The sequence below is a fragment of the Pseudomonas sp. B15(2017) genome, from assembly GCF_002113215.1.
In the GTDB taxonomy this organism is placed as follows: Bacteria; Pseudomonadota; Gammaproteobacteria; order Pseudomonadales; family Pseudomonadaceae; genus Aquipseudomonas.
On the sequence record NZ_NEJZ01000006.1, the window covers coordinates 1 to 20,864 of the forward strand.

Annotated in this window: 21 protein-coding genes and 2 pseudogenes; 12 read left to right on the plus strand and 11 right to left on the minus strand. The window is 61.8% G+C overall.

Features of this window, described 5'->3' with window-relative positions:
* A pseudogene (locus CAF73_RS30455) lies at window positions 1-115 on the plus strand (IS110 family transposase); the annotation flags it as partial.
* 55 nt (window positions 116-170) lie between these two features.
* Here the strand turns inward: CAF73_RS30455 and CAF73_RS10865 are convergent.
* Window positions 171-446 carry a polyhydroxyalkanoic acid system family protein gene (locus tag CAF73_RS10865; RefSeq protein WP_007952417.1) on the minus strand — a complete coding sequence of 92 codons (276 nt, stop codon included), beginning with the start codon at window positions 444-446 and terminating at the stop codon, window positions 171-173.
* 165 nt (window positions 447-611) lie between these two features.
* Between CAF73_RS10865 and ubiE the strand changes: the two genes are divergently transcribed.
* The 11 genes and pseudogenes from ubiE to CAF73_RS30785 all read left to right on the plus strand — a co-directional run bounded on the left by ubiE (window position 612) and on the right by CAF73_RS30785 (window position 8,705).
* Window positions 612-1,382, plus strand: coding sequence for a bifunctional demethylmenaquinone methyltransferase/2-methoxy-6-polyprenyl-1,4-benzoquinol methylase UbiE (gene ubiE, locus CAF73_RS10870; RefSeq protein ID WP_007952418.1), 771 nt, complete (start codon window positions 612-614; stop codon window positions 1,380-1,382).
* On the plus strand, window positions 1,382-2,005 hold the full coding sequence (locus CAF73_RS10875; RefSeq protein ID WP_085702675.1) for an SCP2 domain-containing protein: 624 nt from the start codon (window positions 1,382-1,384) through the stop codon (window positions 2,003-2,005). The genes ubiE and CAF73_RS10875 overlap by 1 nt, the downstream gene beginning before the upstream one ends.
* Window positions 2,002-3,606, plus strand: coding sequence for a ubiquinone biosynthesis regulatory protein kinase UbiB (gene ubiB, locus CAF73_RS10880; RefSeq protein ID WP_085702676.1), 1,605 nt, complete (start codon window positions 2,002-2,004; stop codon window positions 3,604-3,606). Before CAF73_RS10875 ends, ubiB begins: the two co-directional genes overlap by 4 nt.
* An 80-nt stretch (window positions 3,607-3,686) precedes the next feature.
* Window positions 3,687-4,088, plus strand: a complete 402-nt coding sequence (gene hisI / locus CAF73_RS10885) for a phosphoribosyl-AMP cyclohydrolase (RefSeq protein ID WP_085702677.1) — start codon at window positions 3,687-3,689, stop codon at window positions 4,086-4,088.
* Entirely contained in the window at window positions 4,081-4,413 is a 333-nt protein-coding gene (locus CAF73_RS10890; RefSeq protein ID WP_085702678.1) for a phosphoribosyl-ATP diphosphatase, read from the plus strand. Before hisI ends, CAF73_RS10890 begins: the two co-directional genes overlap by 8 nt.
* A 25-nt stretch (window positions 4,414-4,438) precedes the next feature.
* Window positions 4,439-4,717 carry a twin-arginine translocase TatA/TatE family subunit gene (locus CAF73_RS10895; protein WP_085702679.1) on the plus strand — a complete coding sequence of 93 codons (279 nt, stop codon included), beginning with the start codon at window positions 4,439-4,441 and terminating at the stop codon, window positions 4,715-4,717.
* Window positions 4,718-4,727: 10 nt separating this feature from the next.
* Window positions 4,728-5,192 carry a Sec-independent protein translocase protein TatB gene (gene tatB / locus CAF73_RS10900; RefSeq protein WP_085702680.1) on the plus strand — a complete coding sequence of 155 codons (465 nt, stop codon included), beginning with the start codon at window positions 4,728-4,730 and terminating at the stop codon, window positions 5,190-5,192.
* On the plus strand, window positions 5,189-5,977 hold the full coding sequence (gene tatC, locus CAF73_RS10905; RefSeq protein WP_085698099.1) for a twin-arginine translocase subunit TatC: 789 nt from the start codon (window positions 5,189-5,191) through the stop codon (window positions 5,975-5,977). The genes tatB and tatC overlap by 4 nt, the downstream gene beginning before the upstream one ends.
* Window positions 5,974-6,681: a 16S rRNA (uracil(1498)-N(3))-methyltransferase gene (locus tag CAF73_RS10910; protein WP_085698098.1), complete on the plus strand. Its 708-nt coding sequence runs from the start codon at window positions 5,974-5,976 to the stop codon at window positions 6,679-6,681. Before tatC ends, CAF73_RS10910 begins: the two co-directional genes overlap by 4 nt.
* Before the next feature lie 224 nt (window positions 6,682-6,905).
* A pseudogene (locus CAF73_RS30780) lies at window positions 6,906-7,850 on the plus strand (methyl-accepting chemotaxis protein); the annotation flags it as partial.
* Window positions 7,851-7,991: 141 nt separating this feature from the next.
* A complete protein-coding gene (locus CAF73_RS30785; RefSeq protein ID WP_371918969.1) occupies window positions 7,992-8,705 on the plus strand; it encodes a methyl-accepting chemotaxis protein in 714 nt (237 codons plus the stop codon).
* Between the two features lie 129 nt (window positions 8,706-8,834).
* On the opposite strand, the gene CAF73_RS10920 is transcribed toward CAF73_RS30785, so the two are convergent.
* The 10 genes from CAF73_RS10920 to hutG form a co-directional block, all read right to left on the minus strand.
* Window positions 8,835-9,569, minus strand: coding sequence for an amino acid ABC transporter ATP-binding protein (locus CAF73_RS10920; RefSeq protein ID WP_085702682.1), 735 nt, complete (start codon window positions 9,567-9,569; stop codon window positions 8,835-8,837).
* Window positions 9,562-10,521: an amino acid ABC transporter permease gene (locus CAF73_RS10925; RefSeq protein WP_085702683.1), complete on the minus strand. Its 960-nt coding sequence runs from the start codon at window positions 10,519-10,521 to the stop codon at window positions 9,562-9,564. The genes CAF73_RS10920 and CAF73_RS10925 overlap by 8 nt, the downstream gene beginning before the upstream one ends.
* A gap of 141 nt (window positions 10,522-10,662) precedes the next feature.
* On the minus strand, window positions 10,663-11,460 hold the full coding sequence (locus tag CAF73_RS10930) for a transporter substrate-binding domain-containing protein (RefSeq protein WP_085698095.1): 798 nt from the start codon (window positions 11,458-11,460) through the stop codon (window positions 10,663-10,665).
* A gap of 254 nt (window positions 11,461-11,714) precedes the next feature.
* On the minus strand, window positions 11,715-14,285 hold the full coding sequence (mdoH, locus tag CAF73_RS10935; RefSeq protein ID WP_085702684.1) for a glucans biosynthesis glucosyltransferase MdoH: 2,571 nt from the start codon (window positions 14,283-14,285) through the stop codon (window positions 11,715-11,717).
* Window positions 14,278-16,092 carry a glucan biosynthesis protein G gene (locus CAF73_RS10940; RefSeq protein WP_085684400.1) on the minus strand — a complete coding sequence of 605 codons (1,815 nt, stop codon included), beginning with the start codon at window positions 16,090-16,092 and terminating at the stop codon, window positions 14,278-14,280. The genes mdoH and CAF73_RS10940 overlap by 8 nt, the downstream gene beginning before the upstream one ends.
* Before the next feature lie 321 nt (window positions 16,093-16,413).
* Window positions 16,414-16,851 (minus strand): D-aminoacyl-tRNA deacylase, encoded by a 438-nt coding sequence (gene dtd / locus CAF73_RS10945; RefSeq protein ID WP_085698093.1) that lies wholly within the window; start codon window positions 16,849-16,851, stop codon window positions 16,414-16,416.
* Window positions 16,848-17,819 carry a prolyl aminopeptidase gene (pip, locus tag CAF73_RS10950; protein ID WP_085698092.1) on the minus strand — a complete coding sequence of 324 codons (972 nt, stop codon included), beginning with the start codon at window positions 17,817-17,819 and terminating at the stop codon, window positions 16,848-16,850. The genes dtd and pip overlap by 4 nt, the downstream gene beginning before the upstream one ends.
* A gap of 104 nt (window positions 17,820-17,923) precedes the next feature.
* Window positions 17,924-18,841 (minus strand): alpha/beta hydrolase, encoded by a 918-nt coding sequence (locus CAF73_RS10955; protein ID WP_085702685.1) that lies wholly within the window; start codon window positions 18,839-18,841, stop codon window positions 17,924-17,926.
* The gene (locus CAF73_RS10960; RefSeq protein WP_085702686.1) at window positions 18,841-19,788 is read right to left on the minus strand and encodes a choline ABC transporter substrate-binding protein; all 948 of its coding nucleotides are present in this window, start codon (window positions 19,786-19,788) and stop codon (window positions 18,841-18,843) included. The genes CAF73_RS10955 and CAF73_RS10960 overlap by 1 nt, the downstream gene beginning before the upstream one ends.
* 275 nt (window positions 19,789-20,063) lie before the next feature.
* A complete protein-coding gene (gene hutG, locus CAF73_RS10965) occupies window positions 20,064-20,864 on the minus strand; it encodes an N-formylglutamate deformylase (RefSeq protein ID WP_085702687.1) in 801 nt (266 codons plus the stop codon).

The following is a 20,864-nucleotide window of genomic DNA, read 5'->3' on the forward strand; positions in this document are numbered from 1 at the left end:
ACGAGCTAAAGGGTTCAGCACCACTCAGGCACTGGTGATTCTGGCCCGTAAACTTGCTCGGGTCGTATTCGCACTACTAAAGGGGCAGAGCGAATACCAACCGAAAGCAAGTTGAGGGTTTCCCCTAAACCATAGAATCTCCCACAGGGGGATTTCATTTCAGGCAGAAATCAGACCAGCGCTTTATCCAGCGCCTTTTCGATCTCGGCTTTGATCATGCCGCTCATGGCCGACATCATCAGGCCCAGTTCCACGTCGACCCGAATCGAATCCTCGGCCACATGCACCGCGCCCTTCACGCCCGAACGCTTGAGGTTCAGGACATCGCCCGACCACTGCGGCTCCAGACCATATTGATCGGAGAGTTTCTGCGCCAGTTTGTCGGCTTTCTCGCGGGCCGCTTCCTTGCCCAGGCTGTGGGCACGCTCAACACTGATATGGGCCATTGAATGACTCCTGCTTTTTGAATGGGGCTATGAATGCCTGCAACGAATCTTGACCGCCACTGCGGCAAATCGTCCCGAAGGTTGCCCATCTTACCTTTAGCCATTCCAAGACAAAGCATGGCTTGGGGATTAGAATGTCGCGCATTCTCTTTTGGTGACAGCGATATGACTGATCAGCGCAAAGGCAGCGATGCCGAACCCACCACTCACTTCGGCTTCAAAAACGTTCCGGAAAGCCAGAAAGCGGAAAAAGTCGCTGAGGTTTTCCACTCCGTGGCCGCCAAGTACGACCTGATGAACGACCTTCTGTCGGGCGGCATGCACCGTCTGTGGAAACGCTTCGCGATCGAACTCTCGGGCGTACGCGCCGGCAACCGCGTGCTGGACATCGCCGGCGGCACCGGCGACCTGACCAAGAAATTCTCGCACCTGGTCGGCCCGACCGGTCAGGTCGTTCTCGCGGACATCAACGAATCCATGCTCAAGGTCGGTCGTGACCGCCTGCTGGATGTCGGCGTGTCGGGCAACGTCGAGTTCGTCCAGGCCGACGCTGAAAAGCTGCCGTTCCCGGACAACCATTTCGACTGCGTGACCATCGCCTTCGGCCTGCGCAACGTGACGCATAAAGAAGACGCCCTGCGTTCGATGCTGCGCGTGCTCAAGCCCGGCGGCCGCCTGCTGGTGCTGGAGTTCTCCAAGCCGACCAACGCGCTGATGTCCAAGGCCTATGACGCCTACTCGTTCGCCTTCATGCCGCTGATGGGCAAGCTGATCACCAACGACTCGGAAAGCTATCGCTACCTGGCCGAATCGATCCGCATGCACCCGAATCAGGAAACCCTGAAGTCGATGATGGTCGACGCCGGTTTCGACCGCGTGACCTATCACAACATGACCGCAGGCATCGTCGCCCTGCACCGCGGCATCAAACCCTGATGCTGCTGACCGGGCTGCTCGCCAGCGTCGAACTCGGCCTCAACCGTGTGCTGCGTCTCGACAGCACGGCGCTGCCGAGACTGGCGCACCTGACCGGCAAAGTGATTGCCGTGGATTGCCGCAGCCCGGCGCTGCAACTGTTCATCCTGCCGAGCGACGAAGGCCTGATGCTGGCGTCCCACTGGGAAACCGGTGTCGACTGCACCCTGCGCGCCCCGGCCTCGAGCCTGGTGAAACTGGCCCTGAGCAAGGACAAGACGGCGGTGCTGCACGCGCCGGAAGTCGAACTCGACGGCGACAGCGGCGTGCTGCTGGAGCTGGCGGGAGTCCTGCAGGATCTGGAGCTGGACTGGGAGTTCGAACTCTCGCGCTGGCTGGGACCTGTCGCCACGCAACTGGTCGGCGGTCACCTGCGCAGCCGCGCTCGCTGGTATCAACAAGGATTTGCCAGCCTCAACCAGAACCTCGCCGAATACCTGGCGGAGGAATCGCGCACCCTCGTCGGGCAGCGCGAAGCCGAAGCCCGTTTCAGCGAACTGGACCGGATCAAACTCGATCTGGAACGTCTCGAGGCGCGCTTCGAGCGCCTTTCCCGATCCCTCGACCCAAGCGATAACGCATGAAGCTGCTCGCCGTCCGCCGTCTGTTGCGCATCCAGCGCGTCGTGATCCGCTACCGCCTCGATGACTTGCTGTTCGATCTGCCTTTGCCGTGGTTCCTGCTGGCGCTGCGCTACGTCCTGCCGTGGCGCTGGTTCCCGCGCAAGTCGCTGGACCTCAGCCGTGGCGCACGCCTGCGCCTGGCGTTGCAGGACCTGGGGCCGATTTTCATCAAGTTCGGGCAGATCCTCTCGACCCGCCGCGACCTGTTGCCGGAAGACATCGCCGACGAACTGATGCTGTTGCAGGACCGCGTGCCGCCGTTCGATTCGCAGCTGTCGGTCAAGCTGATCGAAGGACAACTGGGCAAAAAGATCAGTGAAGTGTTCAGCCGCTTCGACGTCGAACCGCTGGCCTCGGCCTCGGTGGCGCAGGTACACGCCGCACAACTGAAGACCGGTGAAGAAGTGGTGGTGAAGGTGATCCGCCCGGGCCTGAAACCGGTGATCGCCCAGGATCTGGCGTGGCTGTTCATCCTTGCCCGCGCCGCCGAGAAGGTTTCGGCCGACGCCCGCCTGCTGCACCCGGTGGACGTGGTCAGCGACTATGAAAAAACCATCTACGACGAACTCGACCTGTTGCGCGAGGCAGCCAACGCCAGTCAGTTGAGGCGCAACTTCGAAGGCTCGCCGCTGCTCTACGTGCCGCAAGTCTATTGGGATTGGTGCCGGCCGAAAGTGCTGGTGATGGAGCGCATCTACGGGATTCAGGTGACCGATCTGGCGACCCTCGCCGACCAGCGCACCGACATGAAAATGCTCGCCGAACGCGGCGTGGAGATTTTCTTCACCCAGGTATTCCGCGACAGTTTCTTCCACGCCGACATGCACCCGGGCAACATCTTCGTCAGCACCGTCAATCCGTGGAGCCCGCAGTACATCGCGATCGACTGCGGCATCGTCGGCAGCCTGACCCCGGAAGACCAGGACTATCTGGCGCGCAACCTGTTCGCCTTCTTCAAGCGCGACTATCGCCGTGTGGCGCAATTGCACATCGATTCGGGCTGGGTGCCGGCGGAAACCAAGCTCAATGAATTCGAAGCGGCGATCCGTACCGTGTGCGAGCCGATCTTCGAAAAACCATTAAAAGATATTTCATTTGGTCAGGTGCTGATGCGCCTGTTCCAGACTGCGCGCCGCTTCAACATGGAAGTGCAGCCGCAACTCGTCTTGCTGCAAAAGACCCTGTTGAACATCGAAGGCCTGGGCCGTCAGCTGTACCCGGACCTTGATCTGTGGAACACCGCGCAGCCGTTCCTCGAGCGCTGGATGCGCGAGCGCGTCAGCCCGAAAGCCTTGCTCGGCAACGTCCAGAGCCAGTTCGAACAGCTGCCGCACCTGGCCAACATGGCCCGCGATCTGCTCGAAAGGATGTCCCAACCGCACGCCAACGACCCGCCGCCACCGTGGAAAAAACGCAAGGACGATTGGTTCCTGCGTCTGCTCGGCAGTGCGCATCTGGCAGGAGGTACTATCCTCGCTGCCGGTGGTCCGCTGAACGAATTGGGGCATTGGCCTGCCGGGATCATGGTGGCCGTCGGCTTGTATCTGGTCGTTCGCCGATAGCCAGTTCCGTGATCGGCTGGCACACTGTTTCAACGCCTGAACCCGACTATTGAAGTGTGGGTTCGCTGTCGGAGTCGAAGATGAAAAACTGGCTGGACGAGATCAAGTGGGACGCCGATGGCCTGGTGCCGGCGATTGCCCAGGATCACAAGACCGGACGCGTATTGATGATGGCCTGGATGAACCGCGAAGCCCTGGAGCTGACTGCGGCGGAAAACCGTGCCATCTATTGGTCACGTTCCCGTGGCAAGCTGTGGCGCAAGGGCGAAGAGTCCGGCCACGTACAGACATTGCATGAAATGCGTCTGGACTGCGACGCCGACGTCATCATCCTGATGGTCGAACAGATCGGCGACATCGCGTGCCATACCGGCCGTCAAAGCTGCTTCTACCGCGTTTTCGAAAACGGCGACTGGAAAACGGTCGACCCGGTCCTGAAAGACCCGCACGCAATCTATTCCGCAGGACACAAACATGACTGACACCCTGACCCGCCTCGCTCAGGTGCTGGAAGAGCGCAAGGGCGCAGCCGCCGACAGCTCGTATGTCGCCAGCCTGTATCACAAGGGTCTGAACAAGATTCTGGAGAAAGTCGGCGAAGAATCGGTCGAAACGATCATTGCCGCCAAGGACGCCGCCGTCAGCGGCGACTGCAGCGACGTGATCTACGAGACTGCCGACCTGTGGTTCCACAGCATGGTCATGCTCGCCCAGCTGGGGCAGCATCCGCAGGCAGTGCTGGATGAACTGGATCGCCGTTTCGGCCTGTCCGGACACGTCGAGAAAGCCTCGCGCCCGTCCGCCTGAACAACTATTAGAGAGGAACAGCAACATGGGCATTTTTGACTGGAAACACTGGATCGTCATCCTGGTGGTCGTGGTACTGGTGTTCGGCACCAAGAAACTGAAAAACCTCGGCACCGACGTTGGCGAGTCGATCAAGGGCTTTCGCAAAGCCATGAACGACGACGAAAAGCCGGCCGATCCGACCGTCACGCCTGCGCAGCCGGTTCCACCGGTACAGCCGCAAGCCAATGCTCAGGCCAACCCGCCGCACACCATCGACGTGCAGGCGCAGAAAGTCGAAGAGCCGATCCGCAAAGACGTGTGAGCACTGACTAATGTTTGGTATCAGCTTCTCTGAACTGCTGCTCGTCGGCCTCGTGGCTCTGCTGGTGCTGGGCCCCGAGCGTCTGCCGGGTGCTGCGCGCACCGCCGGCCTGTGGGTCGGACGGCTGAAGCGCAGCTTCAACGCGATCAAACAGGAAGTCGAACGTGAAATCGGTGCCGACGAAATCCGTCGGCAACTGCACAACGAGCACATCCTGTCGCTGGAGCAGGAGGCGCGGAAAATCTTCACGCCACCGGTTCAGCAGGAGCCGACGCCCGTGCAGCCGGCGGCAGACCAGACGCCAACACCGCCTGTCGCTGAGCAAACGATTCATGCACCGGCGAGCGTCGAGCACGTTTCTGCCGCAGCCGCTGAAGCTGCCCCGGTCATGAAACCGATCGAACCCGTAGCACCTGCGGCTGCGCCAACCACGCCAGCCCCTCACGACCCAACACAGCCTCCGCGAGCACAATGAGCGATCTCCCCGAAAACGACCAGCACATGCCGCTGGTTTCGCACCTCACCGAGTTGCGCACCCGCCTGCTGCGTTGCGTGGCGGCGATCTTCATCATCTTCGCCGGGCTGTTTGCCTTCACCCAGCAGATCTACACCTTCGTCTCGACGCCGCTGCGCCAGTACCTGCCGGCCGGCGCGACGATGATCGCCACCGACGTGTCGTCGCCGTTCCTGACGCCGCTGAAGCTGACGATGATGGTCTCGCTGTTCCTGGCGATCCCGGTGATCCTGCATCAGATCTGGGGGTTCATCGCACCGGGCCTGTACAAGCATGAAAAGCGCGTCGCGGTGCCGTTGCTGATTTCCAGCATCCTGCTGTTCTACACCGGCATGGCGTTCGCCTATTTCTTCGTGTTCCCGCTGATCTTCAAGTTCTTCGCCTCGGCCACCCCGGCCGGCGTGGAAATGATGACCGACATCACCAGTTACCTCGACTTCGTCATGACGCTGTTCTTCGCCTTCGGCGTGGCGTTCGAAATCCCGGTGGCCGTTGTGCTGCTGGTGTGGATCGGTGTGGTCGACGTCAAATACCTGAAGAAGATCCGACCGTACGTGATCATCGGCTGCTTCGTGGTCGGCATGATCCTCACCCCGCCGGACATCTTCTCCCAGACCCTGCTGGCCGTGCCGATGTGGATGCTGTTCGAAGTCGGCATCCTGTTCGGCAGCCTGGTGAGCAAGCGTGAGCGCCCGGAAGAAACCGTCGACGATCATAACGACCAGCCGCCAGCGACTCAGCCATGAACCTGCTGCTGCTCGAAGAAGCCGACTTCATCGCGGCCGACCGCGTCGTGCTGCGTGATCGGCGCCTGACCCACATGCAGGAAGTCCACCGCTCGGAAGTCGGCGACAGCCTGCGGGTCGGACGCATCAACGGGTTGATGGGCTCGGCCGAGTTGCTGCGTCTGGAAGCGGGCGAAGCCGAACTGCAAGTCACCCTCGACCAACCACCGCCGGCCAAACTGCCGCTGACCCTGGTACTCGCGCTGCCCCGCCCGAAGATGCTGCGCCGGGTGTTCCAGACCGTAGCGACGATGGGCGTATCGAAGGTGATTCTGGTCAACAGCTACCGGGTCGAGAAAAGCTTCTGGCAGACGCCGTTCCTGGAGCCGGAAGCGATCCGCGAACAACTGATCCTCGGCCTCGAACAGGCCCGCGATACCGTGCTGCCGGAAATCATCATCGAGAAGCGCTTCAAGCCGTTCGTCGAAGATCGCCTTCCGGCCATCACCGACGGCACCCTCGGTCTGGTCGGTCATCCGGGCAACTTCCCGCCCTGCCCCCGCGCGCTCAGCGAACCGGTAACCCTGGCGATCGGCCCCGAAGGTGGCTGGATTCCCTACGAAATCGACCTGCTGGCCAAATCCGGCCTGCAACCGGTGCAACTCGGCGAGCGTATCCTGCGGGTTGAAACCGCCGTCACTGCGCTGCTCGCCCGGCTGTTCTGAACACTGCCGTTCCAGGCACTTCGCCAGACAAATCGCGTTACAGATTGCCATCATGCGGCCGATACACTCTCCATAAGTCCAATTAGTGGTCCGAGGGGAGTCGTCGCATGTACCGTTGGTTAGCCGAGAATCTTGGAAACGTCAGCGTCAAACGCAAGCTGGGCATCGGTTTCGGCCTGGTGCTGCTGCTGACGCTGTTGATCACCTTTACCGGCTGGACCGGCATGAGCGGGATCATCAGCCGGGGCGACAAGCTCGGTTTCATCTCCAGCCTCAATGAGCTGACCAAAGACTTGCGCCTGGCGCGCCTGGACTATGAAGCCCGCCGTGGCGAACAGGGCCCCGGCGCGGTCAACGACCTGCTCGGCAAACTCGACAGCGGCCTGCAAAGCGCCCGCGGCATGATCGAGCAACCGTCCGACGTAGCCCTGATCGATCAGCAACTGGCGGCAGTCGCCGAATACAAACGTGCCTTTGCCGACATGACCCAGGCCACCGTGCAGCGTGAAGACGCCCGCAGCAAACTCGGCGCCAGCGCCGACAACGCCGTGGCCAAGGTCAGCGAAGTCGAAAAATCCCTGCTGCAAGGCGACAGCGTTGCGCAATTCAACAGCGTGATCGAGCTGAGCAAACTGCTGCAACAGGCGCGCTATCAGGTGCGCGGCTACACCTACAGCGGCAAGGCCGACGCCGAACAACCGGCGCTGGATGCCATCGCCGCCGCCCTGAACAGTCTGGAAAGCCTGCCGAGCAAACTGCCCGAGCAACACATCGCCAACCTGCAACAGGCCACCGAATCGCTGAAGACTTACCGCGCTGCCGTCAGCCAGTTCCGCGACTCCCAGGTGAACAACGCCAAGGCGCTGGCTCGCATGTCGACCCAGGGCGACATCCTGCTCGACGTCAGCAAAAAACTCACCGAATCCCAGACCATCGTCCGCGACACCGACGCCGCGCACGCCAAGAACATGCTGATGATTGCCACCCTGCTGGCCTTGGCCTTCGGCCTGCTCGCCGCCTGGGCGATCACCCGGCAGATCATCATTCCGCTGGAGCAGACCCTGAAAGTCGCCGAACGCGTGGCCGCCGGCGACCTGACCCACAATCTGGTGTCCCTGCGCCGTGACGAACTCGGTCAGTTGCAGCGTTCGATGCAGAGCATGACCCAGGGCCTGCGCGAACTGATCGGCGGCATCAGCGACGGCGTGACCCAGATCGCCAGCGCTGCCGAACAGTTGTCCGCCGTGACCGAGCAGACCAGCGCCGGGGTCAACAATCAGAAAGTCGAGACCGACCAGGTCGCCACCGCCATGAACGAAATGGCCGCCACCGTGCAGGAAGTCGCGCGCAACGCCGAGGAAGCTTCGGAAGCGGCCGTCGCTGCTGACCAGCAGGCCCGTGAAGGCGACAAGGTGGTGGGCGAGGCCATCGCCCAGATCGAACGTCTGGCCGCCGAAGTCTGCCATTCCACCGAGGCCATGGGCGAACTCAAGCGCGAAAGCGACAAGATCGGCAGCGTGCTCGACGTCATCAAGTCCGTGGCCCAGCAAACCAACCTGCTGGCCCTCAACGCCGCCATCGAAGCCGCCCGCGCGGGTGAAGCCGGACGTGGTTTTGCGGTGGTGGCCGATGAAGTGCGCAGCCTCGCCCAGCGCACCCAGAAGTCCACCGAAGAGATCGAAGAGCTGATCGTCGGCCTGCAGAACGGCACCCAGCAAGTGGCGACGATCATGGATAACAGCCGCACCCTGACCGACAGCAGCGTCGAGCTGACCCGACGTGCCGGTGGTTCGCTGGAAAGCATCACCCGCACCGTTTCGGCGATTCAGGCGATGAACCAGCAGATCGCAGCGGCGGCCGAGCAGCAGAGTGCCGTGGCCGAGGAGATCAACCGCAGCGTGCTGAATGTGCGGGACGTCTCGGACCAGACCTCGGCGGCCAGTGAAGAGACGGCGGCCTCGAGCGTCGAACTGGCGCGTTTGGGCACTCACCTGCAAACGCTGGTGGGCCGGTTCAAGGTATAACGCTTGATCGTTCCCACGCTCTGCGTGGGAATGCCGCTCAGGACGCTCTGCGTCCCTTCGCAAGCGTGACGCGGAGCGTCACAGGATGCATTCCCACGCAGAGCGTGGGAACGATCGGTGACGTCGCGTTTAGAGGACTTGTCGCAGGAACGCCTGGGCTCGCGGATCCTTCGGCGCGTCGAAGAATTCCGTCGGCGAAGCATCTTCCAGCAGTTTGCCGTGATCGAAGAACAGCACCCGATCCGCCACTTCCCGGGCAAAACCCATTTCGTGGGTCACGCAGACCATGGTCATGCCTTCCACGGCCAGGTTTTTCATCACGTCCAGTACTTCGCCGACCATTTCCGGGTCGAGGGCCGAAGTCGGCTCGTCGAACAGCATGACCTTGGGATCCATCGCCAGCGCCCGGGCAATCGCCACACGCTGCTGCTGACCGCCGGACAGGCGCGACGGGTACTCGCGGGCCTTCTGGGCGATACCGACCTTCTCCAGCAACGCCAACGCCTTGGCTTCGCTTTCTTTCTGGCCGCGCTTGCGCACGACTTTCTGCGCCAGGCACAGGTTCTCCAGCACGGTCATGTGCGGGAACAGATTGAAATGCTGGAACACCATGCCGACTTCGCGGCGGTAGGCGTTGATGTCGGTTTTCGGGTCGGCCAGTTGCAGGCCGTCGATGCTCACCGAACCGGAATCGAATTCTTCCAGACCATTAAGGCAACGCAGGAAGGTCGACTTGCCGGAACCGGACGGACCGATCACCACCAGCACTTCACCCTTGGCGACAACGGTGCTGACGTTATCCACCGCGCGCACCACTTGCCCACGGGTGTCGAAGACTTTTACCAGATCGCGGACTTCAATCACTTTGCGCGAGCCTCCGCTCAAGCCGGCTGGCGATTTTCGACAGCGGCAGGTTGATCAACAAGTACAGACCGGCGACGCAGAACAGGATCTCGAACGGCGAGAACGAGGTGGTGATGACTTCACGACCGCTTTTCAGCAGCTCGGTAATGGCGATCACCGACACCAGCGAAGTGTCCTTGACCAGACTGATGAACTGTCCGGCCAGCGGCGGCAGCACGCGTTTGAAAGCCTGCGGCAACACCACATGACGCATCGACTGGCCGGCACTCAGGCCCAGCGAACGGGCCGCTTCGTTCTGCCCACGGGCAATCGACTGCACACCGGAACGGATGATTTCCGCCACGTAGGCGCCCGTGAACAGCGACAGCGCAGCGATCCCGGCGAACTCCCGGGACAGGTTCATTACCGTGCCAATGAAGAAATAAAAAATGAAGATCTGCACCAACAGCGGCGTGCCGCGTACCAGTTCGACATAGATCGTCGACAGGTCGCGCAGGGTCGGGTTGCTCGACAGCCGGCACAGCCCGGTGGCCAGACCGATCAACAAACCCAGCACGCCGGACACCACCGACAGCCAAAGTGTCGTCCACAGGCCCCACAACAGCGGACCCGCCGCCCAATGCCGCGTCACGCCCACGACGTCGCCTTCGGCCACATCGTCGCCCTGGGCGAATTGCAGGCTGTTTTCGTCGACGGTCAGGTGCTGCTCGTCACCGGCATCGTTGCGCAGGGTGACTTGCGCGCTGCCGCCCTTGCGCACCAGTTCGCTGACGGTGGAAATATCGTTCGCGCGCTGGGTTTCCTCGGCCTGATAGGCGAAGTACTGCGGCACACGGTTCCAGCGCCATTCGTAGGACATCAGCGACGTGGCGTAATACAGCGCGCCGGCCAGGCCGACCAGCACCAGCACGGTCAGGACGTGCCAGGGCCATTGGGCTTTTTTCTGTTTCATTGAATGTTTCTCTGATTCGCTCGTTCCCACGCTCTGCGTGGGAATGCATCCTGTGACGCTCTGCGTCACGCTTGCGAAGGGACGCGGAGCGTCCCGGGCGGCGTTCCCACGCAAAGCGTGGGAACGATCAGCGGGCGGGCCTTATTCCATGTCCTTGAGCCACTCGGTGCTCTTGAACCACTTGTCATGGATGCGATCGTAGGTGCCGTCTTCGTGGATCTGGTGCAGGAAGTTGTTGATGAAGTTGATGCTGTCGTAGTCACCCTTCTTCAGACCGAACGCCAGCGGCTCGTAGGTGAACGGCTTGTCGAGGAACACCAGCTTGCCGGCGCCGACCTTGTTCACCGCGACCACGTTGTACGGGGCGTCGTAGATAAAGGCGTCAGCCTTGCCGTTGACCACGTCGAGCACGGCTTCCTGCTCGTTGTCGTAGCCGTGGTACTTGGCCTTGGAGATCAGCTTCTTGGCGACCATCTCGCCAGTGGTGCCGAGCTTGGAGGTGATGCGGTAGTCGGCGCTGTTCAGGTCTTTGTAGGACTTGATGGTGCCTTCCAGCTCCTTGCGGATCAGCAGGGTCTGGCCGACCACGATGAACGGTTCGCTGAAGTTCAGGCGCAGGTTGCGTTCCTGTGTCAGGGTCATGCCGCTGCCGATCATGTCGAACTTGTCGGTCATCAGTGCCGGGATGATCCCGTCGTAACCGGTGGAGACCAGTTCCAGCTTGACGCCCATGGCCTTGGTCATGGCTTTGAGGAGGTCGACTTCGAAACCGATGATTTCGCCGCGCTTGTTGGTCATTTCGAACGGCATGTAGGTCGGATCCATACCGACTTTCAACGAGCCGCGCTTGACCGCGTCATCGATTGCGCCGGCCTGCGCCGCGTTGACTGCAACCAGTGCCGTGACGCCGACCAGCAGCATCGACAGATACTTCTTCATCTTCAAGTCCCCAAAACCATTGCGTTTGCAGCGCGAAAAACGACAGAAATGGACAAGAGTGTCCGGGTGCGCCAATTCGGGGACGGATGCTAACGCACTCGTTCGTTTGCACAAGGTTTTTTGATCGGTCGGTGCCGGATGGGGCGCAGAGCGTCCCGGCCTGCATTCCCACGCAGACGGTTCGACGTGGGAATGATTGATCCGCGTCGGTAATCGGCAGGCAAAAAAAACCCCGCTTTCGCGGGGTTTCTTCATCAGGCCGGTTGCGCCTGCAAGCTCACAGGCTTGAGCGGCAGCAGCGGCGCATGGGGATCGGCTTTCACCGAGGCCCGCCAGGCGTCCAGCCACTCGGCGTGGCCTTCGGCCCACACCTGCTCGTGCAGACGGGCCAGGGCCACCGGATCGCTCAGCAGTTGCAGGCGCTCATGGTTGTTCAGCCCGGCCGGGCCGACCTTGATCGCGTGACGCACACGTTCCTGACGCAGCCATTCGATCGGCTCGGCCTCACCGTGACGCGAGGTCGCCAGCGAGCACGCCAGGGCGTTCTGCTGCGGATCGACCACGGCGCGGATGAAGCCATCGTTCAGCGCGTGCCAGCGGTTTTCGTGGGTGTACTGATCGGTGGCCAGCAGCGCCTGTGGCGGATTGTATTCCTCGGGGATGAGGAACAGGCTCTCGTCACGGGATTTGAGGCCCAAACCGACGCGGCTGGAAATCACCGACACCGGAATCGACAGCATCAGCGAACCGACGATCGGCACCAGCCACCACAGGAAGCTCGGGTTCAGCCAGATCACCAGCAGCGCCCAGAGGAAGCCCAACAGGGTCTGCGGACCGTGACGCTTGACCGCTTCGCTCCACGGCGTCGAATCGTCGTCACGCTGCGGCGAGTTCCAGGTCGCAGCCCAGCCGAGGAACGCGGCGAGCACGAAACGGGTGTGGAAAATCATCCGCACCGGCGCCAGCAGCATGGAGAACAGCATCTCCAGCAGCATCGACAGAGTGACCTTGAACTTGCCGCCGAACTCTTTCGCGCCCTTGGCCCAGATCAGGATGACGCTCAACAGTTTCGGCAGGAACAGCAACACGATGGTCGTCGAGAACAGCGCAATTGCTTTGTCCGGGTGCCATTGCGGCCACAGAGGATACAGCTGACGCGGTTCGAGGAAGTACTGCGGCTCCATCAGCGTGTTCACCGCCAGCAGCGCGGTCGACAGCACCAGGAAGAAGAACCACAACGGCGCCGACAGGTAAGACATCACGCCGGTCAGGAACACCGCGCGGTGCACCGGGTGCATGCCTTTGACCAGGAACAGGCGGAAGTTCATCAGGTTGCCGTGGCACCAGCGACGGTCACGCTTGAGCTCGTCGAGCAGGTTCGGCGGCAGTTCCTCGTAGCTGCCCGGCAGATCGTAGGCAATCCACACGCCCCAGCCGGCACGGCGCATCAGCGCGGCTTCAACGAAGTCGTGAGAGAGGATCGCACCGGAGAACGCACCCTTGCCCGGCAACGGCGCCAGGGCGCAGTGGTCGATGAACGGCTTCATGCGGATGATCGCGTTGTGACCCCAGTAGTGGGATTCACCCAGCTGCCAGAAGTGCAGACCGGCCGTGAACAACGGACCGTACACGCGGGTGGCGAACTGCTGCATGCGTGCATACAGCGTGTCCATGCCCGAAGCGCGCGGCGCGGTCTGGATGATGCCGGCGTCCGGAGTGGCCTCCATCAGGCGCACCAGACTGGTCAGGCACTCGCCGCTCATCACCGAGTCGGCGTCGAGCACGACCATGTACTTGTAGTCACCGCCCCAGCGACGGCAGAAGTCGTCGAGGTTGCCGCTCTTGCGTTTGACGCGGCGGCGACGGCGGCGATAGAAGATCTTGCCGAAGCCCTTGGCTTCGCGGCAGACGTCCAGCCAGGCCTGCTGCTCGGCAACGCAGATGTCGGTGTCGTTACTGTCGCTGAGGACGAAGAAGTCGAAACGGTCCAGATCACCGGTAGCCGCGACCGACTCGAAGGTCGCGCGCAGGCCGGCGAACACCCGAGGCACGTCTTCGTTGCAGATCGGCATCACCAGCGCGGTGCGCGCGTCTTTCGGAATCGGCTCGTTACCGGCACTTTTACCGGAGATCCGGTACTTATCGTGACCGGTGAGCAATTCGAGGAAGCCCATCAGCGCGGTCCAGAAACCGGCCGACACCCAGCAGAACAGAATCCCGAACATGATCAGGATGCTGGTCTGCAGCGCATACGGCAGCACTTGCGTGGCGGTTTGCAGCAGCGGTTGATGCAGGACTTCTTCCAGATCGACAAACGACCAGCCCTGGTACGGCATGATGCCTTTCATGTACCAGCCGGCGACGATGGTCTGACCCAGCATCAGCAGCAAAAGAATGTAGCGACGGATCGAACCGACCGTGCGCCAGCGCGCCGCCGGCAGCACATTGGCGTCCTTCGGCGGTTTCGGCGGATTGGTCCGGCCGGTCAGGCGGCGCCAGCCACGCACCAGAATGTTGGTGCGCCACGGTTCCGGCACGACCTTGGTCCGACGGATCGGCGGCGTGGCCTTCATGCTGATCCGGCCGCTGGCGTCGAGCACCAGCATTTCCGCGTCTTGCAGCTCTTCGGCGGTGCTCAGGATCAGGCGCTTGCCCACCGAAGCCTGGGCGGCTTCGGTCGGAGCGTCAAAAGTCTTGGACGACAGGCGTTCATGCAATTCGCTGAAGGACTGGCAGCCCGCGAGTTCCGCGCGCTGCTCGTCGGTCATCGGCAGATGCGCCAGGTACTCGGACAGAGTCTCTGGCTGTACTTGAGAGTTACTCATCGGCAGGCAACTGATAGCTCCAGGTCTCGGTCAGGACTTCTTCAGTCGGTGCCGATTCCGGTGTGGCTGGGGCCGCGTCCGCAGCGGCTGGCTGCTTGGCGTCTTTGTTGGCCTTGTCCTTGGCATCTGCAACCGGCTTGGCGTCGGCCTGTTTGGCCTCGGCGGCCTTGGCTTCCTTGTCGGCTTTCTCTTGTTGCTTGGCGGCAACCTTGTCGGCCTTGGCCACCGACGAATTGGACGTCGGCACCGAAGACTTGGCCAGATCAGCGGTAACCACTGGCTGCACCAGCGCTGCGCGCATCTCGGTGGACTTGCTCGGGTCCTTGATCTTCATCCGCAGGGTCAGGCGCCAGCCCTTGGTTTCCGGGTTGTAGCGCACGCTGTTCTCGACCAGTTCGGCGTTGTCGCCGACGCTGACCTGGCTGCGAACGTCCGCATCCGGGGCCAAAGCGGCCAGGGACGGGCCTTCGAAGTCGATCAGGTAGGCAACGCTGCCATCCGGCTGACGGATCAGGTTCGATTGCTTGACGTCACCCGTGGAGCGCAGGGTCTGGTTGACCCAGGCGCTGTCCGGCGCGTGCAGCGCGGCTTCGTCGATGGTCCAGTGCATGCGGTAGGCGAAGTCCAGCGGCTGGCCCGGCTCCGGCAGTTTTTCCGGGCTCCAGAACGCAACGATGTTGTCGTTGGTTTCGTCGGCGGTCGGGATCTCGACCAGATCGACCGTGCCTTTGCCCCAGTCGCCCTTCGGCTCGATCCAGGCGCTTGGGCGCTTGTCGTAGCGGTCGTCGAGGTCTTCGTAGTGGCTGAAGTCACGGCCACGCTGCAGCAGACCGAAACCACGCGGGTTCTCGACGCTGAAGTTGCTCACGGCCAGGTGTTTCGGGTTGTTCAGCGGACGCCAGATCCACTCGCCATTGCCGGCATGGATCGACAGACCGCTGGAGTCGTGCAGCTCACGACGGTAGTTGAGCACTTTCGACGGCTGGTTGGCGCCGAACAGGAACATGCTGGTCAGCGGCGCAATGCCAAGCTTGCCGACCTTGTCACGCAGGTACATCTGGCCCTTGACGTCGACGATCGTGTCGCTGCCCGGACGCAGGATCAGACGGTAGGCGCCGGTCGCACGCGGCGAATCCAGCAGGGCGAAGATCACCAGGTGCTTGTCGCCCGGCTTCGGCTGCTGAATCCAGAACTCGCGAAAACGCGGGAATTCTTCGCCGGACGGCAGAGCGGTATCGATCGCCAGGCCACGGGCCGACAGGCCGTAGGTGTGACCCTTGCCGACGACGCGGAAGTAGCTCGCGCCCAGCATGGTCATGATTTCGTCTTGCTTGTCAGCCTTGTTGATCGGGTACAGCACACGGAAACCGGCGTAGCCCAGTTGTTCGGTGGCCTTCGGATCGAACTGCAGGTCGCCGAAATCGAAACGGCTCGGATCGTATTTGATCTCTTCGACGGTGTTCGCGGTGATTTCGTTGATTTTCACCGGCGTATCGAAGTGCATGCCCTGATGATAGAAGGACAGCTTGAACGGGGTCTTCTGGTCGGCCCATTCGGCTTTTTCGGTGCGGAAACGGATCTTCTGATAGTCCGCGAATTTCATCTCACGGAATTCGTTTGGCAGGTTGCTGCGCGGGGCTTCGAACTTCTGCCCGGCCAGCTCTTTGGCCTTGGCCGACACATCGTCAAGATTGAATGCCCAAAGCTGGCCGGCGCTGAGCAGGCAGAGTACTGCCGAGCCCGCTACCAGAGCGCTGCGCAAGCGTTTGGCAGACAATTTTGCTGCATTACAGGGACTAACAATCACGAGCAACCCTCGCCGAAAACAGATCAATAAACCAACGGCCAGATGAAGTGCCTGTGAGGGATTCGGTACAAAAAAACCGACCTTTCAGGGCACCCTTGCCAAGTTGGCGAGCATTGTTCCGACTCCGCTGGGTCAAAATGATTCCCCAATCGGATCCGGACAAGTCTCTACCTAAGTCAAAATGGACCAACGAACGCTGATCCCCGTAGCGCGCGATTATCTAGTAGCCCGCGTGACAACGCATCAGGGGTAACAAAGTATTTATCGCGAAAATTCCCTGTTTTCAGTCGAAAAGCCCTTAAAAAGATGTTTCAAGCGCTTTCATGTCTGTAACAGGAAGGTGACCGGGCCATCGTTGACCAGATGCACCTGCATATCCGCGCCGAATCTACCTGATGCCACTGTGCCATGCATCTGTTTCGCTTTGCTTAATAGATAGTCGAATAACTCCTCGCCCAACGCCGGAGGGGCGGCGGTCGAGAAACTCGGGCGCAACCCGCTTTTGGTGTCGGCGGCGAGGGTGAACTGAGAGACCAGCAGCAACCCGCCGCCCACATCCGTCAGGGACAAATTCATCTTGCCCTCGGCGTCACTGAACACTCGATAGTTAAGCAGCTTATGCAGAAGTTTGTCGGCGCTGGCCGGTGTGTCGTCGGGTTCGACCGCCACCAGCACCAATAACCCCTGATCGACACTGCCAACCACCTCGCCCGCCACTTCGACCCGCGCGCCTTTCACGCGCTGCAGCAGACCTTTCATGCTTCTTCAGGCGGCAGGTCGAGCAGACGCCGGGCCATTTTGCTGGCGGCGCGCACCAGTGCATCGGTGATGCCCGGTTCGGACGCGGCGTGGCCAGCGTCGCGGATCACCTGCAGCTCACTGTTCGGCCAGGCCTGATGCAGTTCCCAGGCGTTGTCGAGCGGGCAGATCACGTCGTAGCGACCATGGATGATCACGCCCGGCAGATGAGCAATCTTGCCCATGTCGCGAATCAACTGGTCTGGTTCAAGAAACGCATTGTTGGTGAAGTAGTGGCATTCGATCCGCGCGATCGACAGCGCGCGCTGCGGCTCGGAGAAACGGTCGACCACCAGCGGATTCGGGCGCAGGGTCGCGGTGCGCCCTTCCCAGGTCGACCAGGCCTTGGCCGCGTGCATCTGGGCGATCTGGTCGTTGCCGGTCAGGCGCTTGTGGAAAGCGCTGAGCAGGTCATCGCGCTCGTCCAACGGGATCGGTGCGAGGTAGTCCTGCCAGTAATCGGGGAACAGACGGCTGGCACCGGCCTGGTAGAACCATTCGATTTCCTGCGGACGGCAGAGAAAAATCCCGCGCAGGATCAGACCATGCACGCGCTCCGGGTGAGTCTGCGCGTAGGCCAGCGCCAGGGTCGAACCCCAGGAACCGCCGAACAGCACCCATTTATCAATGCCCAGGTGTTTGCGAATGCGCTCAAGGTCTTCGACCAGATCCCAGGTGGTGTTGTTTTCCAGGCTGGCGTGGGGCGTGGAACGACCGCAGCCGCGCTGGTCGAAGGTGACAATGCGATACAGATTCGGATCGAAGTAGCGGCGACTCTGGGCGTCGCACCCGGCGCCGGGACCTCCGTGGATGAACACCACCGGCAAGCCTTCCGGTGAACCGCTTTCGTCGACGTACAGCGTATGGGTGTCATCGACGGCCAGATCGTGCCGTGCGTGAGGTTTGATCTGCGGAAACAAAGTCTGCATTGCGCGCTCCGTAAGGGGTCGAGGTCATCCCTGGGGGGACTTCTATTATTCTGCCGTCCGGCATCATAAACCCGATTTACGTCAATGAGCATGCCCGCGCGCTGTCACAATTTGTCAGCCATGAACCCCAGCAGGTTCTCGAAGAGACGATCGACCTCGGCGACCTGATGCCGCGCTCGCAGGCAGCCGTGAACCAGCCCTTCGCCGTAGTACAGCGTTGCGTCGACGCCCGCCGCGTTCAGCCGTTCGGCGTAGCACACGCCGTCGTCACGCAGCGGATCGAACTGCGCCACCGCGATCCAGGCCGGGGGCAACCCACCGAAGTCCTCGGCCAGCAACGGCATCGCATAAGCGTTCGGCTTCACAGTGCCGCGCAGGTACAAGGCGTGATAGCAATCGACATCGCTGCTGGCGAGCAACGGCCCATCGGCGCATTCGCTGCGAGACGGTAACTGCTCGTCGCCACCCAGCCCCGGATAGATCAAGACCTGCGCGCCCGGCAGCGGCTCGCCGGCATCGCGCAGCGCCAGGCACAACGCCGACGCCAGATTGCCCCCGGCGCTGTCGCCCGCCACCAGCATCCGTCCGGGATCGAACCAGAACGGCCCGCTGCGCAATGCGCGCCAGACGCTCAGACAATCCTCGAAACCGGCCGGGAACGGATGCTCCGGCGCCAGCCGATAATCCACCGCGACCACCATCGCCCCGAGCGCCATGGCCAGCTCGCAGCAGATGAAATCGTGGGAATCCAGCCCGCCGACCACCCAACCGCCGCCGTGCAGGTACAAAACGCACGGCCAGCCACTGGCCGGTGGCTGGACGGGCGGGCGATAGGAACGCACCGCCACCCCGCTCAACTGGAAATCCACCACCTCCAGCCCCGCCGGCCGTTCGGGCGTGAAGGCGCGGCACATCTCGTCATAGGATTTGCGCAACCCGCCGAGGCTGCTGTCATCGCTGGCAAAGCCTTCGGTCCTGGCGACGAACGCCGCCATCGACGGCGAGAGTGGATAAGTGCCCATCAGTTTTTCAGGCTGGCCTGAACCGTGGCCACGCCATCCTTGCCGTCGAAACTGCTGACACCCGCCAGCCAGCGTTGCAGGTCTTCGGGATGCTCACGCAGCCAGGTCCTGGCCACTTCCTGCGGTGTCTTGCGCTCCATGATCGGCACCATCAACTGGCTTTCCTGAGCCGCGGTGAAGGTCAGGTTTTCCAGCAGTCGATGGACGTTCGGGCAGCGCTCGGCGTAGTCCGGCGCGGTGACGGTGGAAACAGTGGCGGCGCCCTCGTTTGGACCGTAGACGTCTTCGCTGCCGGTCAGGTAGGTGATCTTCATGTTGATGTTCATCGGATGCGGGGTCCAGCCGACGAACACCACGAATTCCTTGCGGTTCACCGCTCGTTGCACGGCGGCGAGCATGCCGGCCTCACCGGATTCGATGATCTTGAAATCCTTCAGGCCGAAGTGGTTGGTTTCGATCATGGTCTTGATCGTGGTGTTGGCGCCGCTGCCGGGCTCGATGCCGTAGATCTTGCCGCCGAGCTGATCCTTGAATTTCGCGATGTCGCCGAAGGTTTTCAGCCCGGCCGCCGCGACGTAGTCCGGCACTGCCAGCGTCGCCTGGGCATCCGCCAGACTTGGCTTGTCCATGACCTTGACCTGATTGGCGGCGAGAAACGGCGCGATGTTCTTGTCCATCGCCGGTTTCCAGTAGCCGAGGAAGATATCCAGACGCTTGTCGCGGATGCCGGCGAAGATGATTTGCTGCACCGCACTGGTCTGCTTGCTTTCATAACCGAGGCTGTTGAGCAGCACGTCGGCCATGCCGCTGGTGGCGATCACGTCGGTCCAGTTGACCACGCCCATGCGCACGGTTTTGCAGGAAGCATCGTCGGAAGCCATGGCGCCGGCGCTGAGCAGCGCACTGCTGGTGAGGATTAACGCACAACGAGTGAACAGTTTTTTCATGTGGGATCGTCTCGTGCGGCAGCGGGTTATTGTTCGGATCGGTGTCTTCTTGCACCGTGGCCGAAACATTACGCAGCAGACGAGACGGAAAAACGAACTGTGGCGACCGGGATTTGCACAGTGGCGACTGTTTGGCTGCGCCCCCAGACCGCTCACTCACTGCAGATCGTTCCCACGCTCCGCGTGGGAATGCCTCAAGGGACGCTCCGCGTCCAGTGACGCGGAGCGTCACGGGCTGCATTCCCACGCAGAGCGTGGGAACGATCAGAGCAGACTCAGTTGTAGTGTTTTTTGCCCCAGGCGAGCAGCCCCTGCAGCAACTCCTTCAACACCACCCGCGTCGGCTCCGCCAGATCGGCGCGGTAGCGGAACGGTTCGAACTCTTCCATATAGGTGCACTGGCCCAGTTCCAGTTGCACGGCGTGGATGTCATCGGCCGGGTTGCCGTAGTGACGGGTGATGTGGCCGCCCTTGAAGCGCCCGTTCAGCACATGGGTGTAAGCGTCGTGGCGGGCGCAGATCGCTTCCAGTTGCGCGGCCAGTTGTGGATCGCAGCTGGCGCCATTGAAGGTGCCGAGGTTGAAGTCCGGCAGCTTGCCGTCGAACAGGTGCGGGATGATCGAGCGGATCGAGTGTGCATCGAACAGCAGCGCGTAACCGAACTCGGCCTTCAGCCGCGCCAGCTCTTGCTGCAAGGTGCGGTGATACGGCGTCCAGATCTGCTCCAGATACGTCGCACGTTCTTCTTTCGACGGCTCCTTGCCTTCCTTGAACAACGCAACGCCATCGAACAGCGTCGCCGGATACAGACCGGTGGTGGCGCCGGCGTACAGCGGTTTGTCGTCGGATGGCCGGTTCAGGTCGATGACGAACCGCGAATACTCGGCAGCCAGCGTGCTGGCGCCCAGTTCGGCGGCGAAATCGTAAAGCTGCGGAATGTGCCAGTCGGTGTCCGGCAGGCTTTTCGCGTCCGGGATCAACCCGGCCTCGACCGCCGGGGTCAGGCGCACACCGGCGTGGGGCATGCTGATCAGCAGCGGTACGCGACCTTGTTTGAAGTTCAGAACCTTATCCAC

Bases quoted from the DNA above. Each gene is read 5' to 3' on its own strand.
- CAF73_RS10865 (WP_007952417.1), bottom strand. From the start codon at position 446: ATGGCCCATATCAGTGTTGAGCGTGCCCACAGCCTGGGCAAGGAAGCG.
- ubiE (WP_007952418.1), top strand. From the start codon at position 612: ATGACTGATCAGCGCAAAGGCAGCGATGCCGAACCCACCACTCACTTC.
- CAF73_RS10875 (WP_085702675.1), top strand. From the start codon at position 1,382: ATGCTGCTGACCGGGCTGCTCGCCAGCGTCGAACTCGGCCTCAACCGT.
- ubiB (WP_085702676.1), top strand. From the start codon at position 2,002: ATGAAGCTGCTCGCCGTCCGCCGTCTGTTGCGCATCCAGCGCGTCGTG.
- hisI (WP_085702677.1), top strand. From the start codon at position 3,687: ATGAAAAACTGGCTGGACGAGATCAAGTGGGACGCCGATGGCCTGGTG.
- CAF73_RS10890 (WP_085702678.1), top strand. From the start codon at position 4,081: ATGACTGACACCCTGACCCGCCTCGCTCAGGTGCTGGAAGAGCGCAAG.
- CAF73_RS10895 (WP_085702679.1), top strand. From the start codon at position 4,439: ATGGGCATTTTTGACTGGAAACACTGGATCGTCATCCTGGTGGTCGTG.
- tatB (WP_085702680.1), top strand. From the start codon at position 4,728: ATGTTTGGTATCAGCTTCTCTGAACTGCTGCTCGTCGGCCTCGTGGCT.
- tatC (WP_085698099.1), top strand. From the start codon at position 5,189: ATGAGCGATCTCCCCGAAAACGACCAGCACATGCCGCTGGTTTCGCAC.
- CAF73_RS10910 (WP_085698098.1), top strand. From the start codon at position 5,974: ATGAACCTGCTGCTGCTCGAAGAAGCCGACTTCATCGCGGCCGACCGC.
- CAF73_RS30785 (WP_371918969.1), top strand. From the start codon at position 7,992: ATGAACGAAATGGCCGCCACCGTGCAGGAAGTCGCGCGCAACGCCGAG.
- CAF73_RS10925 (WP_085702683.1), bottom strand. From the start codon at position 10,521: ATGAAACAGAAAAAAGCCCAATGGCCCTGGCACGTCCTGACCGTGCTG.
- CAF73_RS10930 (WP_085698095.1), bottom strand. From the start codon at position 11,460: ATGAAGAAGTATCTGTCGATGCTGCTGGTCGGCGTCACGGCACTGGTT.
- mdoH (WP_085702684.1), bottom strand. From the start codon at position 14,285: ATGAGTAACTCTCAAGTACAGCCAGAGACTCTGTCCGAGTACCTGGCG.
- dtd (WP_085698093.1), bottom strand. From the start codon at position 16,851: ATGAAAGGTCTGCTGCAGCGCGTGAAAGGCGCGCGGGTCGAAGTGGCG.
- pip (WP_085698092.1), bottom strand. From the start codon at position 17,819: ATGCAGACTTTGTTTCCGCAGATCAAACCTCACGCACGGCACGATCTG.
- CAF73_RS10955 (WP_085702685.1), bottom strand. From the start codon at position 18,841: ATGGGCACTTATCCACTCTCGCCGTCGATGGCGGCGTTCGTCGCCAGG.
- CAF73_RS10960 (WP_085702686.1), bottom strand. From the start codon at position 19,788: ATGAAAAAACTGTTCACTCGTTGTGCGTTAATCCTCACCAGCAGTGCG.